Genomic DNA, 15126 nt, shown 5'->3' with positions numbered 1-15126 from the left:
TAACATGTTTTCCTGTCGCGCTTCAACAATAAAGCGCGACAGAAGGAAAAATTGTCGATGGGTTTAGACTGATCAATCAGCGAAAAATCGCATCGGGCGTGTCTTGATCGTTCTCAAGGCGTTCGGCGATCGAACCGAGGCCCAGAGGCCGGTTTGGTCAGGCATCGGACGGCTCGGCCGGCCGGTCGAGCTCAGTGCTTCGTGAGCGTCTCGACGACCGTGCCCTTCTCGACCGTCTCGGAGAAGCGGGCCAGCCGGTTCCGGCTCGGCTCGTTCAGGCCGCCGGCATGGGCGAAGGTCGTCAGGGCGATGCCGACGAGGAAGCGGGCCTCCTCCAGGGTCACGGCTCGGCCGCTGAGGGTGCTCGCCGCTCCGCGCACGGCCAAGACGGCCTGCTGGAACGCCGGATCGTCTTCGAGGTCGGTCAATCGGGTCATGGGCGTCGTCCTGGGGTTCGGTCCGGTCGAGGGCGGTGGCGCGGCCCGGATCTCGCAGTCGCGAGGATCTTCCGTGCGGTGCCGCAGATTCCGGGTGGCGGCGGCCAGATTTGCGCTCGAAATTTTCTCATCGAAGACGCTGTCCCGCTCCGCATGTCTGTCGCGTTGATCATGGTATCTATCATAGATCAGTCTTAGGATCTGGCTAACCGCTGATCTATGTTGCGGCAATAAGCTGGTACCTGGGGATTAATGACCGTACCCGCTCTTTCATCCCGCTCAGGTGATCGGCTGTCATGCTCGAATTCTCGCTCGACGGTGATACAATCGCCGCGCAGGCGCCCCGGCTCCCGGACAGCGTGCAGTATCACCTCGGCCATCTTCTGGCGGCGACCTACGCACAGGATTCAGTCCAGCCTCCCATCGCGGACCGCTTCGCCGAACTGTTGACGCTGCTCGATGCGGCGTTCGGCAAGGCGCAGGACGGCCGCGAGAAGACGTTCCAGACCTCCCTGCTTGCCATGGTGCCGAACCTGCAGCGCTTCGCGCGCTCGCTGCTGCGCAACCCTGTCGGGGCCGACGACCTCCTGCAGAACACCCTTCTGCGGGCGTGGCGGTCGCGCGCCAGCTTCGCTCCGGGCACCAACCTGGAGGCGTGGCTGTTCACGATCATGCGCAACCAGTTCTACAACGAGCACCGTAAGCGCGGCCGCGAGGTCCAGGACGAGGACGGCACACAGGCCGAGCGGATGGTGTCGTTGCCCGAGCAGGGCGGCCACCTGGACCTGAGCGACGTGCGCACCGCCCTCGACCGCCTCGCGCCTTCGATGCGGCAGGCCCTGGTTCTCGTGGCGATCGAGAACCTCACCTATGAACAGACAGCCACCGTGATGAACTGCCAGATCGGCACGGTGAAGAGCCGCGTCTGGCGCGCCCGGACGCAACTCGCCGAGATGCTGGGCTACACCGGCCTGGAGGTCGGCAGCGACGACGTCATGCTGGCCGCAGCCGGCCCGAAGGGCCGGAAATCGGTAACGCTTTCCTGAGCGCACGCGGTTATCCGGGAGCACGAGAGGCCGGCCCGCGTGTCGGGCGGGTCGCCACGCGCCCGGAGTGCCCGTCCCGCATGCCATTACGAATGCTCGCCCCGGGGATCGTCGCGGTCGGTCTGCTACTGGTCCCCTGGGCTGCGTCGGCGCAAGGCGCCCATGGCGCGACGGTACGCGCCTGGCTGTCGGACCTCGTCACCCGGATCGATGCCGTGGACCGCACCGGCAGCCGACCGCGGCCGGCCCGGCGGGCCGGGACCGTGCTGGTTCACGTGGAGATCGCCGCGGACGGGTCACTGCAGCGGGCGGAGATCGAGCGGAGTTCCGGCTCGCCGGACCTCGATCAGCGAGCGCTCCGCGCCGTCCAGCAGGCCGTTCAGGGCACGGTCGCCGGCACGGGTCAGGGCACCGGCCGGCTGGCCGCGCCGCCGGCCGGGCTGCTCGGCGAGGCGGGCGTCGCCGACCTCAGCATCCCGGTCGATCTCGGCCGCTGAGCGTCCGGCAGCCGCCGCAGCAGCGCGCTGACCTGCCTGGTCACATGGGGCATCCCGGGACACTGCCTTCTGCGGCTCTGTTCGCGGATCGAGCCCGGATCTCGGCCGGGCGGCGGGGCGGCTGCATGCGGCAGGAAGGCCATGTTGGACGGGACGCGACGTTCGCGCGTTACCGGCGCTCCAGCCTTCACTTATGTTAGTATTTGCTGCATGAAATCGTTCCTTTCTGGGTAATAGATCAGGAATAGATCCGAATAGGGTGTGATATTAAAAATATCTCCGCAGGATAAATGACGTTATTTTAGGACGAAACACGCTGATGCACTTCGGGATTGGTCGATCCAGGCAGAAACTGGCCGGAGGCTTCGAATGAGCACTGTTCGACCCGTGCGTTCGCACGCCGCCGTCGTCCGCCCGCCGGCGGCCTGACCCGCACGATGCGCCGTCGTCCCAGCTTTCCGCCCCGCGCTGCTTCTCGCTGCAGCCTTGCCCCTCCTCTCCGGGTGCCAGCAGCACAACGTCCTCGACGGGAAGGGCCCCGTCGGGTCGGCCGAGGCGAACATCCTGATCATCGCCACGGTCATCATGCTGGCGATCATCCTGCCGACGATGATCGCCACGGTGGTGTTCGCGCTCTGGAACCGGGAATCCGACCCGAAGGCGCTCTGCCGGCCCGACTGGGCCTTCTCGGGGCGGATCGAACGCGTCGTCTGGTCGGTGCCGTTCCTGACCATCGCGTTCCTGGGCGGCATCGCCTGAATCGGCACGCACCAGCTCGACCCGGCCACGCCGCTCGCCTCCGACAAGAAGCCGCTGGAGGTGCAGGTCGTCTCGCTCGATTGGAAGTGGCTGTTCTGGGATCCGGGGCTATCGCATCGGCCTCGCCCTGGCGACGCTCCTGACAATCTGCTCCTTCGCGATCGCGCATGCCAAATTCGCCTGGGCGCCGGCCGTGCCGGTGGCGGTCCTGGTCTGCGCCGTCGCCCAGATGGGCGTGTACCTCGTGTTCCTCCTCCACATCACCACGGGGCCGGACAACACCAGCAGCGTCACGGCGCTGGCCTTCGGCGTGCTGGTCGTGGTCGGCGGCTCGGTCTGGATCATGAACAACATGAAGCCGGCCATGCCCCCATCGGCCATGCCGCACTCGGCGACACCGCAGCCGCCGATGACCCAGCCGATGCGTCGCTGATGCGCGGCCGGGCAGACCGGCGCCGAGGGCCCCGCATTTAGCGATCTTCGCTGGCCGCGCCGCGCCAATAGGCGCCGACGAGGTAGCCGGCCTGGTGGGCGGCGAGGTCGGCGAACAGCAGCAGGACCTTCTCGAGATCGAGCGCCACCCAGACAAGCGCCCAGAGGGCCAGCCAGCCCAGGCCGACGAGCATCGAACTCGCCATGAGCGCCGTCGCCCGGTAATTCCAGCCTTCGGCCATGCCCAACGCGAAAAGTAGGGCCGCAACTAGCAATGGGCGGCCTCCTTTCGCGAAAGAAGATCAGATTCGACGCATCCGATCTTCGTGAGCGTAAAGCCCGGCGCCTGTGAGCCCGACTCTCCGGGTCGGAAATTAATTTTGCATTAACCGGTCAAGCCGCGGCGATGGCCGTCAACGGGCGGGGCGAACCAGTCCAGAACGGCCGCAGGTGGGCTGATGAGCCGTTCCGGAGCGGTGGCCCGGGCAACCGCGGGTGCCGACGTCGTCGACAGGCTTGCCGCGTAGACGATGTCCGGACCAAACCGGACCAGGACGATGAGACCGACGAGAACCGTGCGCAGAGCGTGCAAACACCGCAGCGGCGCAATCAGTCCCGCGCGGACTGGGCCCAGCGCGCCATCCGACGCCCGCAATCATTGACGACATCGATACGGGTTATCGATCGCATCTGTTTGGATCATGTTGCTGTGCAACGTAAATAACGCCTCGACGCCGGGTTGAGACCGGCCAACGAGAGGATTGCACATCATGACCCTTCGCTCCTTCGTTCTTGCCGCCCTCGCTGCCGGTTCGCTGGTCGGCCCTGCGCAGGCTGACGAGACCATCAGCCTGACGCCGCCGCTCTATCGGGCGCAGGCCCGGTCGACGGCCGCCCTGCGCCCGGCTTCCGAGCTGACCACGACGCCGCGTCTCGTTCCGACCGCCCCCGCCACCCCGCGGGTCGTCGCCACGGCGGTGCCGACCCGGTAGGCCAAGCCATGATCGAACGCGTTGCGGGCACGATTTCAAAGCCCGCAACGCCGATGCCGCCGGGTCTGCACGCCCCGCCGACGGCGCATCGTTGCCATGTCCCGCGCGGGCGTGTCCTCCTGAACGGAAGGTGTATCCTCCGCCAAAATGGAGGAAACGATGGCCTACAAGATCACCTTCCGAAAGGGGAAACGGGTCAGCGCCACGAAGCTTTGGCCCTGCGACCTCGAAGCCGCCATCGCCCATGCCAGGGCACAACTGCCGCTCCAGCGCGACCAGGGTGGCGCGACCTCCGTGAGCGTGACCTGCGAGCGGACCGGGGACGTCGTATTCACCTGCACGGAGCAGCCTGAACCTCTCGGCGTGTAGCGCCGGGCGTCCCTCGACCCCGCGCCGGGAGCGCCCGATGGCTTCACCTCCGACGAGGCCGAACGACCAAGCGGCCGAACCGCCCGAGCCGGACGCTCGCGCGTATGGCGCGTACAGCTCGCCACCCTGTTTCATGCACGAACTCGGTCCCGATTTCCTTGGTTCGACGCGCCTTGACCCGCCTCCCGGTTCCCGGCCCCAGGGCGGCGCGGGCCAGCGGCCGGCGATCCGCCGCTGGCGGACATCGGTGCTGGCGGGGCCGGTCAGCCGGCGTCTGCGCCTCTCGGCCCGGCGCGGGCCGTCGCAAGCGCGTTGAACGCCACTCGAGCCGCGCCCGGTCGCGTTGCGGCACCGGACATGACGGTACCCTGGACCCCGGCGATGCCTGGAGCCCTCCTTCGAGGCGGCTCACGCCGCACCTCAGGATAAGGGGATGAGCCGGACGGCCGTGTTTCGGGAGGGCCTGCCGCCGGACGCAACACGGCCGAGCACGGCATTGGACGCCCGAATGCCAGCCCCTCCCGGAAATCGACGCCTGCGATTGTCTGAACGCGGGTCATTCACAGCACCGACGCATAAACCTCCGCGCCGGACGCGCGGATCAGCAGGACGTGCGGATCAGCACCGACTTGCGGGGCCGTGACGCGGCATCGTTCTCTCCTGGCTAGATGGGGAGGCACCGATGCTGAGTCACATAGCCGTTACGCTCCGTTCTCTATTCGCCACCAAAGCCTGCGGCCGCGATCTGTGTCGGCTCGATTGTCGATGCCTTGAGGACATAGGGCTGCATCCGGGAGACGTGGTCTCCACCTTGAACCGCTTCCATCATGGATTGAAGCACCATCCATCCTGGGATGGGGAAGTCAGAAACCCACTCTACGGCCCGGCACCGCCCTTGGAATAGACTGATCTGCGATCGCGAAATCTGGATCGGGATCTAATTCTTTGTAGCGGTGCTCATATTGGGCCGCAGAACCCTGATGCGAATGGTCTTCGACGCGACCAGCGGCTTGAAGGGTTTGTGGTTGGCGTCTCCCAAGACCAATTGCAGTGTGTGTGGTCCCGGCGGCAGATCCACCTGCGTTTCCGTCTGACCGGATCCGAAATGGAGGTACCGCTTGTTCGACGGAAGCGGTTCGGTTGGACTGATCGGCTCCGTGACATCGACCAGAAGATGATGGTGGCCCATATTGGGCGTCGTGTCGCCCGCATGGGTCACGCCCATATGCTTCAGGCCGAAGCGGACCGTGATCGGACCTCTGAGCCTCGCGCCGTCGCGCGGTGAGATGAAGTAGAGTTCGGCATCATCCGGTGCGGATGTCTGAGCCGAGCACGGCGTAGACGCCAGGAGCGTGCCGATCAGCCATAAGCCGTAGCGTGTCGTCCTCACTGACCGTCTCCTCACTCGCCCAGGGCGACCCGGAACCCGTGTGCCGGGTAGCGGACATTGGTGTCGTAGTGTTCGCGACTGCTGACTTGAATATCCGCGGGCTCGCTCAACCAGGACCCGCCGCGCAGGACGTGCTCTCGGCACTTCGGAGAGGTCCAGGCCCCGGCGCGAGGGGCGCCGTGATAATCGCTGTGCCAGCAATCCTGGACCCATTCCGCAACGCCCCCGCCCATGCCCTGCAACCCGAAGGCGTTCGGCGGCAGCAAGCCGATCTGGATCGGCTTCTCCAGATCGTGCGGCGTCCCGCAGCCCTTACAGTTGGCGAAGCCAGGCACCATTTGTGCGCCCCACCAATAGGCGGTCGCGGCTCCGGCACGCGCCGCGTATTCCCACTCGGCCTCGCTCGGCAGGCGATACGGCTTGGATGTCAGCTTCGACAGCCACGCCGTATATTGCTGCGCGTCGTTCCAACTCACATTGCGCGCCGGCAGGTCGTCGGGGCCGTCCGGCCGGTAGGTACAGGCGCCCGCTCGGACACAGGCCTGCCACTGCGCCTTCGTCACGGGCAGGCGGCTGAGCGCGAACGGGGCGACAACGACCTGATGCACCGGCTTCTCGCTCGGATCCGACGAGCCGCCCATCCGGAAGGCCCCGCCGGTCAGCTTGAGCATCTCGGGGCAATCGACGCAGTCCTTGAAGGCATTGGACGGCGCGGGCGGCTCCGGTTTCCGGGCCGGCGGCGGCGGTATGGCGAAGGCGACCGGCGCAGGTTCGAGCGCCGGGGCGGGCGGAGCTGCGACGGCTATCTCTGGTCTCGCCGTGTCGATCACGGGAGCGGGTATCGGGACCTGGGCCGTGTTGGTCCCACGCCGTGTTGACGCCTCAGGCGCGGGTACCTCGCCGGGGCCGATGACGATGCCGACCGGCTCAGGGCGGTCCGTCATCTTGTGGGCGGCGAACCAGACGCCAACGGCAAAGGTCACCGCGCAGGCACCGACGATCGGGACGAGCGTCCGAACAGCGCGCTTGATCCCGTGCTCGGCCCGGACGACCGCTGACGGATCCGGCAGGACGCGGTAGATCCGAACGGGATCGGTGATGTTCTTCAGGCGTTCGTCACCGAGCGATTGGTAGCCGCAGACCAGCTTGTTCTTGATCTGCTCGTAGACGCCGCCCGAGATGTTGACGTCGCCGGGTCTTGCCGCGGTCTGCAAGCGTGCGGCTACGTTCACGCCGTCCCCGAAAACATCATGCTCTTCAAATATGATATCGCCAAGATTGATGCCGATACGGTACTGTAGCCAGCTGGATTTGTCAGATACTGCGGCATTGCGGGCGGCGATGGTTTGTTGGATGACGATCGCGCAGCGCGTCGCCTCGAGCGGGCTGTCGAAGACGGCCAGAAAACCGTCGCCCATGTGTTTGATGATCGTGCCGCTGTGCTCCGCAACGGTTGGCTCGACGATGTCCCGTCGATAGCGGCTCATCCGCGCATGTGTTCCTTCCTCGTCATGCCCCATCATGCGGCTATATCCGGCTATGTCGGCGCTCATGATCGCGCAAAGCCGGCGTGGACTTACCGCCGAATGGGATGACGCATCTCTGACCATGCGGGAAACCTCCAGGACCAGCCTGCACGGACGCGGACCGGAATCCTAACCGGTTCGATAAACTCTATTTATGCGCCAAAATGTACTATTATGGTGCATTGATTGCAATCTTCGGCCGCGCTCCAGTCAGTGGACGAAGCAAGCCGATTTTCAATCCTGCAAACAGATGATCCGCAGCGTCCGATCCATCCATCACCTCCGAACGACGGGATCGGCGCGGCGGCTGACGGGGCCTAGCTCACACGGCGCGAACCGCTGCCGCCGCCCGCTGCCGCAATCCGGTCCGGTCGATCTTGTTGGTCGAGGCGAGCAGCATCGAATCGAGGAACCACACCCGCCGCGGATGCTGATAGGCCGGGGCGTTGGCGAGGACGTGCCGCTTGATCTCGGCCTCGTCGGCTGTTGCGCCCGGACGGAGTACGACGAAGGCCACCGGCTTGGTGCCCTTGATCGCGTCCTCGACCGGAACCACGCAGGCCTGCAGCACGTCCGGGTGGCCCTCGATGACCAGTTCGACCTCGCCCGGGAAGATGTTCTCGCCGCCGGAGACGAACATGTCGTCGGTCCGGCCCAGAACGGTATGGAACCCGTCCTCATCCCGGCGGAAGATGTCGCCGGTGTCGTAATAGCCGTCCGCGGTGATCGGCGACGGCGTATCCGGCCTGTTGTGGTAGCCGAGCATGAGGGCGGGGCTGCGGATCTGCAGCACCCCGGTCGCCGGAGCGTTCGGACCGACGAGGCGCACCGAGACGTCCGGATGGGGATAGCCCACGGAGGCGACCGGAGTCGGCAGCCCGTCCGGGTGCTGCGTGAACACGATCGGACCGCCCTCGGTGGTGCCGTAGGCGTTGATGATCCGGGCATTGGGCAGGAGGGCCCGGATCTGGTGCGCCAGGGTGTCGTTGACCGGGGCTGAGCCCATCCGCACCGCACGCACGCTCGTCAGATCGGCCTGCGCGAGCGTCTCGACCTCCCGCAGCATCATGGCGATCATCGGCGGCACGGCGGTGAGCCATGTGCACCGGTGCCGGCTGATCGCCTCGATATAGGCGCGGGCCTCGAATTGCGGCAGCAGCACCATGGTGGCGCCGGACGCGCAGACCAGGAGCGCCAGGGCCAGCGCGTTCATGTGGTAGAGCGGTGCCGCGATCAGGACGCGGTCCTGCCGCAGGTCGTCCTCCGCCATGCGCGTGCGCGCCACCCAGAGGTGGCTCGCGTGCGACAGCATCACGCCCTTCGGACGGCCGGTCGAGCCGGACGTGTACAGCAGCAGGCCCACCTCGTCCGGGCGAGGGTCGATCGGGTCGAATGGTCCCGGATCGAGCCAGGGCCCGATCCCGTCCTCAGCCGCGGCATCGAAGTCGGCAACGCGCAGATCCGGCGGCAAGTCGGCGGGAAGCTGCACGCGTCGCGGTGCATCGCAGACGACGAGGCGCGCGCCGCAATCGACCAGCACGTGCCGGATCGTGGCGGCGGGGAATTTGTGGTTCACCGGCGTTGGGACGATCCCGGCGCGCATCGCCCCGAGCAGGAGCGCGATGAACTCGGGCCGGTTGGCCGACAGGATCGCGATACGCTCGCCCCGCCGCAGCCCGCCGCGGAGCAGCCCGCGGGCGAAGGCGTCGGCCATCGCGTCGAGGCTTTCGCGGGATAGGATCGTCGGCTCGGCGCCCGGACGCAGTCCGATGATCATGGGGGCATCCGGATCGCCGGCGCGGTCGACCAGGGCACCGAGATTGGTCACGGGGCGCATCGGGCGCTCCTGCAGCGCAGCGTGAGCTGGAATTCCGGCAGCGCCAGCTCCGCCTCCTCGGAGGCGAGCCGGGTCCAGTCCGCGTCCGGTACGGCGCGGGCCCGGGCCTCGAGCGCGGTCAGGTCGGTGAAGTGCAGCACGAGGCCGGCGAAGCGCGCCGCCGGGCCCGGCACGATCGTCACGCGGGTCTCGCCCAGGCGGAAGGTCCAGGCCCCCCCGGCCCGCTCGGCCGCCGCGCCGCAGGCGGCGGCGTAGCGCGGCGCCTCCGTCTCGGGCTCCGGACTGGCCACCGTGAAGCCGCCGATGCCGCAGAACCCGTTCGGGTGCGCGAACCAGGGCTCCCGCCAGACCAGGTCCGGGGTCAGGTGCTGGCAATGGTAGATCCGGCCGGCCGGAAACAGCGACGTCGGCAGGCGTACGGTCCGGAACCGGGCCTGCTCGGTCCTGTCCCCCAGGGTGACCGGCCGCGAGAACGCCACCGGCGGCCCGACCGGCAGGCCGGCCGCCGAGAGCCGCGCGAAGGTCTCGTCCGCGTCGGCGCTCGCCACGACGAGGCCGTTCAGCCCGAACGGGCTGTCGAGGACGTCCTGGCGCTGCGCGCCGTCCTCCGGCACGCCGACCAGCTCCAGATAGGCGCCGGGCGTCATCATCAGGTGGTTGATGGACCCGAGCGAATGGCGCCCGCGCGGCGTCAGCTGGAAGCCGAGATCGGTGAACAGGGCCGCCGCCGCATCCATGCGGCGGAGGACGTTGATCACCACGTGGTCGAGGGCGGGACCCGGCAGGACCGCCCTCCCCGCGGCGTCGCTCATTTCGGCGGCGCGGTCATGTAGACGCCGCGGCCGCTGGCGAGCAGACGGCCTTCGGAGTCGAGGATCTGCGCCTCGGCCACCGAGAGCTGGCCGCCGAACTTCACCACCGTGCCCCGGCAGGTCAGGTCGCCCTGCATCGCCGGGCGGTGATAGTCGACGCGGAGGTCCACGGTCGGCACGCCGCGGCCGGTCTTGGACACCAGCGCCCAGTCGGCGGTCAGATCGACCAGGGTCGCCAGGATGCCGCCATGGACGTAGCCGCGCTCGGCGTTGACGACCCATTCGGGACGCCACGTCGCCTTCAAGGTGATCTCGCCCGCGCCGACCGAGACGACGGACAGGCCGAGCCACTGGTGGAACGGCCCGCGCAGGAGCAGCGCCTCCACGTCTTCCCGGCTCAGGGGCGCGGGGGTCTGGGTTTCCGACATGGCGGTTGCTCCTACGGCGTGACGACGATCTTGCCCATGACCTCGCGGTCGCGGATCATCCGCAGGCCCTCGGCCGCCTCCTCCAGAGGCAGGACCCTGTCGATCGTGGGCTTGAGGGTGCCGGCCTGGATCATGTCCATCAGGGCCGCGAGATTGTCGTCGTAGAAGCTGTTCGAGCCGATCACCTTCAGCTCGAAGCTCCAGATGTAGCGGAGATCCTCTTTCGGATCGTGCCCCGCGGTGGCGCCGCAGACCAAGAGCGTGCCGCCGCGCTTCAGGCATTTGAGCGAGGGCACCCAGGTGTCGCCGCCGGTGAAGTTGATCACCACGTCGACGCCGCCCTCATAGGTCCGGCGCTGCGGCTTGCCGTAGGTCTGGATCGCCCATTTCGAGAAGTCGGTCTCGCGGTAATTGACCACGTGATCGGCCCCGAGCGCCGTCAGCGCCGCCATCTTGTCGGCGCTGCCCGCGCAGGCGATCACCTCGGCGCCGAGTTGCTTGGCCAGCATCACGCAGCCGGTGCCGACGCCGCCGCTGGCGCCCAGGATCAGGACCGTGTCGCCGGCCTTCACGGTGTTGTGGGTGATCAGCATCCGGTGGGCGGTGCCGTAGGCCACGGGAAGCGACGCGGCGTCCGCGTAGCTCACGTCGGGCGGCATCGCGATCAGCTGGCTCGTCGAGACCCGGCAATACTCGGCCATGCCGCCGTCGAGCATCTCGCCCATCAGGCCCTTGGCCTTGTTCAGCGGGTTGACCAGCACCCGGTCGCCGACGCGCCAGTCCGCGACGCCGGCCCCGAGCTCGACGATCTGGCCGGCCATGTCGAGGCCGATCACCACCGGCATCGGCACCTTGATGCCGGGCATGCCCTTCACGGTGAACACGTCGTGGTAGTTGAACGAGGAGGCGCCCACCCGGATGAGGACCTCGTCGGGGCCCGGAGCGGGCTTCGGGTAGTCGGCGACGACCTTCAGCGTGTCGATGTCGCCGTGCGCCTCCAGCACGAGGGCTCGCATCGTCTCTGCCATGGGGGTCCAGTTTCCTCTCGGTAAAGCGTCGGGTCTTCTTGCCGACGGTTAGGGGATGGCCTTCGACTGCTCGTAGGGTCCCGGCACGAGGGCCCCCTCGGGCAGGCTGCCCTGGACGGCGCCGACCGCCTTGAAGATCTCGAATTCCCGCTTGAGCGACGCGATGTCGGCGGGTTCCAGGCTGACGGTGTAGATGCCGTCCCAGAGCGCCGCGTAGGCCGCGGCGTCGGTGGCGCTCAGGTTGGCGGAGGCCATCAGGATCTTGGCGACCGCCGGCTTGTCGGCCTTGCCGTATTCGAAGGCCTTGCGCATCGCCGCAACCACCTTGGCGGCGCCGTCCGGATTCTGCGCCATCCAGGCCTTGCGCATCAGGCCGACGCCGAGCACGGGCGGGGCGTCCTGCCGGGTGAGGCGCTTCCATTCCTCGCGAAACGTCCCGAGCCGGCGCATCTTGACGTCCGGCAGAAGCGCCAGGGTGACGGTCCGCAAGGCGGCCGCGTCGATGTCTTTCTGGACGAGGAATTGCGCCAGCCGCGAGTCGTTGCCCGGCACCGCTTGATAATCCGCGGGCTTGAGGCCGTGATTGCCTTCGAGGATCGCGGCCGCGATGGCGGCCGTGCCGCTGCCCGCCGGCGACGTGCCGATCTTCTTGCCCTTGAGATCCGCCATCGTGCGGATCGGCGAATCCGCCGGCACGACAAAGTCGAGATCGGCCACCTGCGTCGCCAGCACGATGCTGAGCGGCAGGCCGTCGGCGGTGACACTGAGGGACGTCCCGGCGCTCGCCGCGATGGCGAAATCGATGGCGCCGGCCGCCATCGCCTTGGTGGGCGCGTTGACGTCGGGGAACTTGACGTATTCCGGCGTCAGCCCCTGCTTCTCCATGAATTGGCCGGCTTCGAGCACCGCGCCGAAGCCGAGGCTGATGCCCGAGCTCCAGTATCCGATGCGGACGCTCTGCGCCTGGGCGCGGGCGGGCAGCGCCGCCGCGAGCAGCGCGCAGGCGAGAAGGGCACCGATCCGTGTCAACGCGGACTCCTGAACTGGGGTGGCGGGGCGACGAGGGTGATCGGGGTCGCGCTCATCCCGGGCTCGCCTTCTTCCAGGCGAACAGGCGCCGCTCCGCCGGCTTGAGGACCAGGGTCTCCAGGCCGATCATCAGGGCGACGAGGGTGAGGGTCCAGGCGAAGACCTGATCGGTCTGGACGAGGTCGGCGGCCTGACGCAGCCTGTATCCGATGCCGCTGCTCGCCCCGAGGCTCTCGGCCACCAGCACCACCCGGGCGCCGAAGCCGATGGCGAGCCGGGCGCCCGAGAAGAAGGCCGGCAGGATGGTCGGCAGGTAGATCTTGGTCAGCACCTTCCGCCGGGGCATGCGGAAGGTGCGGGCGAGTTCGAGATGCTCGGCGCTGACCGTCCGCGTGCCCTGCCAGACATTCGTCAGGATCAGCGGCATCGCGGTCATGAACACCACGAAGATCGTGGTCCAGTTCGACAGCCCGAACCAGATCAGCGCGAAGATCGCCCAGATCGCCGACGAGACGGTGTTCATCACCGTGAGCACCGGCTCGAAGAACCCGCCGAGCGCCCGGCTTCCGCCCAGCGCGAGGCCCAGCGGCAGGCCGACCAGGGCGGCGAGCGCGAAGCCCGCGGCGACGCGGCCGAGGGTGATGCCGAGATCGGCGGCGAAGCTCGGCGTGGCGACGAGGCCGGTCCAGGCCGTCCAGACGCGGGCCGGGCTCGGCAGGACGAAGCTCGGCGCGTGGAGAGAGCCGACCTGCCAGGCGGCCAGGGCCAGCCCGATCAGGGCCAGACGCTGCAGGAGCGTGCCGCCATGGGTGCGGACGACGCCGTGCTTCGGGCGGCGCAGCATGGCCTCGGGCGTCCGGACTAGCATGGGACCGGCTCCGCCGAGAGGGCGAGGCGCAGGCGGCGGACCTGTTCGGTCACCGCCTCCGAAAGCGGATCCCGCGGGCGGTCGAGAGCGACCTCCTGGACGAGGCGCACGCGGCCCGGATGGGGCTGCAGCACGACGATCCGGTCGGCCAGAACCACCGCCTCCTCCACGTCGTGGGTGACGAAGATCAGGGTCATCGCCCGCAGGGCCGCGATGCGCAGCAGCTCGGAATGCATCTGGGCGCGGATCGTCGGATCGAGCTTCGAGAACGGCTCGTCGAGGAGCAGGAGCGTCGGCTCGGTCACGAGGCTGCGGGCCAGGGCGACCCGGCTGCGCATCCCGCCGGAGAGCTCGTGCGGGTAGGCGTCGCGGAAGCGCGACAGGCCGACGAGCTCGAGGGTTTTATCCACCCGCCGGCGTCGCTCGGCCGCCGGCATGCTGCCGGCCTCGAGCCCGAAGGCGACATTCTGCGCCGCCGTGCGCCAGGGCAGGAGACGGTCCTCCTGGAACATGTAGGTCATCGCGCGCCAGTCGCGGAATTCCCGGGCCGCCGTCCCGAACAGGCGCACGCCGCCGGCATCCGGCTCGATCAGCCCGGCGATGATGTTGAGCAGCGTGCTCTTCCCGCAGCCCGACGCGCCGACGATCGCCACCACCGCCCGCTCCGGCACCGTCAGGGCGATGTCCTGGAGGACGTGGAGCGGCGCGCCCTCGCGCTGGCCGAACCACTTGCCGACATGGTCGATCTCGACCGCGTTCACCACCCGCTCCCATCCGCCCGGACAGGCGCGGCCGGCCCGATCACGGCGGTGTCGCGCAGGCTCGCCACCACCTTCTCCAGGGTCATGGCCCGGAAGGTCTCGACGTGGCGGCGCGCCACCTGGGCGGCGCTCTCCGCATCCCCCGCCACGAGATGCTCGATCATGGCGGTGTGGTCGTTCTCGATGTTGGGCCGCACGCCCTGAACGCCGAAGCCGAGCGCCACGAGGCGGGTCATCTCGTCGAGGAGGCCCGAGAGGGCGCGGCAGAGGCGCTGGTTCCCGGACGCGACGGCGATCGCCATGTGGAAGCTGCGGTTGGCCTCCAGGAAGAAGTCGATCTGGTTGCCGACATCGACGTCGATGCGCCGCCGGCAGGCCTGTTCGAGCCGCTCCAGCTGGCCCCGGTTGACCCGCCCGGCCGCGCCGCGGGCCGCCAGCGGCTCCAGCTCGGTGCGCAGGGCGAAGATCTCGTCCACGTCCTTCACGGTGACCGGCGCGACCCGGTAGCCGTGCCGCGGCATGGAGGCGACGAAGCCGTCCTGCGTGAGGCGCTGGAGCGCGATCCGGCAGCTGGCCTTTCCCAGCGCGAAGCGCTCCATCAGCTCGGTCTCGGTGAAGCGCGTGCCCGGCAGCAGGCGGCAGGAGACGATCTCCCGCCGCAGGGTGTCGTAGGCTTGGTTCGCCTTCAGCGTGGCTGATGGCAGGCCCACCACGCTCATCGGCTGAATGGATGCCAGATCGCCGTGCGGCTTCCGCATGGTTCCCCTGAGATGGCTACCGTCTGAACGCTTCGGTTGATGCGTTCCCCTCCGTCATCACGAGCGCAGCGGCGTGACCCGGGACAGCGCGACGTCGGGAGGCGTCGTGCTGACTGGATTGCGTCGCTCCGCTCGCAAGGATGGCAGCGGTGAACGC

18 protein-coding genes are annotated in these 15126 nt (G+C 68.2%); 6 read left to right on the top strand and 12 right to left on the bottom strand.

Annotated features, from left to right (window positions below; translation table 11 throughout):
* Positions 1-191 precede the first annotated feature (191 nt).
* Positions 192-437, bottom strand: a complete 246-nt coding sequence (locus JOE48_RS26735; protein ID WP_210034331.1) for a hypothetical protein — start codon at positions 435-437, stop codon at positions 192-194.
* A 296-nt stretch (positions 438-733) separates the two neighbouring features.
* On the opposite strand from JOE48_RS26735, the gene JOE48_RS26730 reads away from it, so the two are divergent.
* From JOE48_RS26730 to JOE48_RS26715, 4 genes are all read left to right on the top strand, one after another.
* Positions 734-1483 (top strand): sigma-70 family RNA polymerase sigma factor, encoded by a 750-nt coding sequence (locus JOE48_RS26730; protein WP_210034329.1) that lies wholly within the window; start codon positions 734-736, stop codon positions 1481-1483.
* Positions 1484-1563: 80 nt separating this feature from the next.
* Positions 1564-1980, top strand: a complete 417-nt coding sequence (locus JOE48_RS26725) for an energy transducer TonB (RefSeq protein ID WP_210034328.1) — start codon at positions 1564-1566, stop codon at positions 1978-1980.
* A 486-nt stretch (positions 1981-2466) separates the two neighbouring features.
* Complete coding sequence (locus tag JOE48_RS26720; RefSeq protein ID WP_210034325.1) at positions 2467-2739, top strand: hypothetical protein; 273 nt, start codon at positions 2467-2469, stop codon at positions 2737-2739.
* Positions 2740-2932: 193 nt separating this feature from the next.
* On the top strand, positions 2933-3172 hold the full coding sequence (locus JOE48_RS26715) for a hypothetical protein (protein ID WP_409518614.1): 240 nt from the start codon (positions 2933-2935) through the stop codon (positions 3170-3172).
* A 37-nt stretch (positions 3173-3209) separates the two neighbouring features.
* Here the strand turns inward: JOE48_RS26715 and JOE48_RS26710 are convergent, their stop codons facing one another.
* The gene (locus JOE48_RS26710) at positions 3210-3413 is read right to left on the bottom strand and encodes a hypothetical protein (RefSeq protein WP_245252970.1); all 204 of its coding nucleotides are present in this window, start codon (positions 3411-3413) and stop codon (positions 3210-3212) included.
* Between the two features lie 528 nt (positions 3414-3941).
* Here JOE48_RS26710 and JOE48_RS26705 point away from each other — a divergent pair.
* Both JOE48_RS26705 and JOE48_RS26700 read left to right on the top strand, forming a co-directional pair.
* Positions 3942-4163 carry a hypothetical protein gene (locus JOE48_RS26705; RefSeq protein ID WP_210034322.1) on the top strand — a complete coding sequence of 74 codons (222 nt, stop codon included), beginning with the start codon at positions 3942-3944 and terminating at the stop codon, positions 4161-4163.
* A 159-nt stretch (positions 4164-4322) separates the two neighbouring features.
* Positions 4323-4532 (top strand): hypothetical protein, encoded by a 210-nt coding sequence (locus JOE48_RS26700; protein ID WP_210034320.1) that lies wholly within the window; start codon positions 4323-4325, stop codon positions 4530-4532.
* Between the two features lie 937 nt (positions 4533-5469).
* On the opposite strand, the gene JOE48_RS26695 is transcribed toward JOE48_RS26700, so the two are convergent.
* The 10 genes from JOE48_RS26695 to JOE48_RS26650 form a co-directional block, all read right to left on the bottom strand.
* Positions 5470-5895, bottom strand: coding sequence for a DUF4399 domain-containing protein (locus JOE48_RS26695; protein WP_245253535.1), 426 nt, complete (start codon positions 5893-5895; stop codon positions 5470-5472).
* Between the two features lie 38 nt (positions 5896-5933).
* Positions 5934-7475, bottom strand: coding sequence for an SUMF1/EgtB/PvdO family nonheme iron enzyme (locus JOE48_RS26690; protein WP_312893378.1), 1542 nt, complete (start codon positions 7473-7475; stop codon positions 5934-5936).
* A 295-nt stretch (positions 7476-7770) separates the two neighbouring features.
* Complete coding sequence (locus tag JOE48_RS26685) at positions 7771-9285, bottom strand: class I adenylate-forming enzyme family protein (RefSeq protein WP_210034308.1); 1515 nt, start codon at positions 9283-9285, stop codon at positions 7771-7773.
* The gene (locus tag JOE48_RS26680; protein WP_210034306.1) at positions 9273-10097 is read right to left on the bottom strand and encodes a VOC family protein; all 825 of its coding nucleotides are present in this window, start codon (positions 10095-10097) and stop codon (positions 9273-9275) included. The genes JOE48_RS26685 and JOE48_RS26680 overlap by 13 nt, the downstream gene beginning before the upstream one ends.
* Positions 10094-10525 (bottom strand): PaaI family thioesterase, encoded by a 432-nt coding sequence (locus JOE48_RS26675; RefSeq protein WP_210034304.1) that lies wholly within the window; start codon positions 10523-10525, stop codon positions 10094-10096. Before JOE48_RS26675 ends, JOE48_RS26680 begins: the two co-directional genes overlap by 4 nt.
* A gap of 11 nt (positions 10526-10536) precedes the next feature.
* Complete coding sequence (locus tag JOE48_RS26670; RefSeq protein ID WP_245252969.1) at positions 10537-11553, bottom strand: zinc-binding dehydrogenase; 1017 nt, start codon at positions 11551-11553, stop codon at positions 10537-10539.
* A 48-nt stretch (positions 11554-11601) separates the two neighbouring features.
* Positions 11602-12582 (bottom strand): ABC transporter substrate-binding protein, encoded by a 981-nt coding sequence (locus tag JOE48_RS26665; RefSeq protein ID WP_210034303.1) that lies wholly within the window; start codon positions 12580-12582, stop codon positions 11602-11604.
* Between the two features lie 52 nt (positions 12583-12634).
* The gene (locus JOE48_RS26660; protein WP_210034295.1) at positions 12635-13450 is read right to left on the bottom strand and encodes an ABC transporter permease; all 816 of its coding nucleotides are present in this window, start codon (positions 13448-13450) and stop codon (positions 12635-12637) included.
* Positions 13444-14211 carry an ABC transporter ATP-binding protein gene (locus JOE48_RS26655; RefSeq protein ID WP_210034294.1) on the bottom strand — a complete coding sequence of 256 codons (768 nt, stop codon included), beginning with the start codon at positions 14209-14211 and terminating at the stop codon, positions 13444-13446. Before JOE48_RS26655 ends, JOE48_RS26660 begins: the two co-directional genes overlap by 7 nt.
* A complete protein-coding gene (locus JOE48_RS26650; RefSeq protein ID WP_245252968.1) occupies positions 14208-14969 on the bottom strand; it encodes a GntR family transcriptional regulator in 762 nt (253 codons plus the stop codon). Before JOE48_RS26650 ends, JOE48_RS26655 begins: the two co-directional genes overlap by 4 nt.
* Positions 14970-15126 lie beyond the last annotated feature (157 nt).

It is taken from the genome of Methylobacterium sp. PvR107, from assembly GCF_017833295.1.
GTDB lineage: Bacteria > Pseudomonadota > Alphaproteobacteria > Rhizobiales > Beijerinckiaceae > Methylobacterium.
Note: the sequence above shows the minus strand (reverse complement) of the source record. Positions and strands in the feature narration are given on the sequence as shown.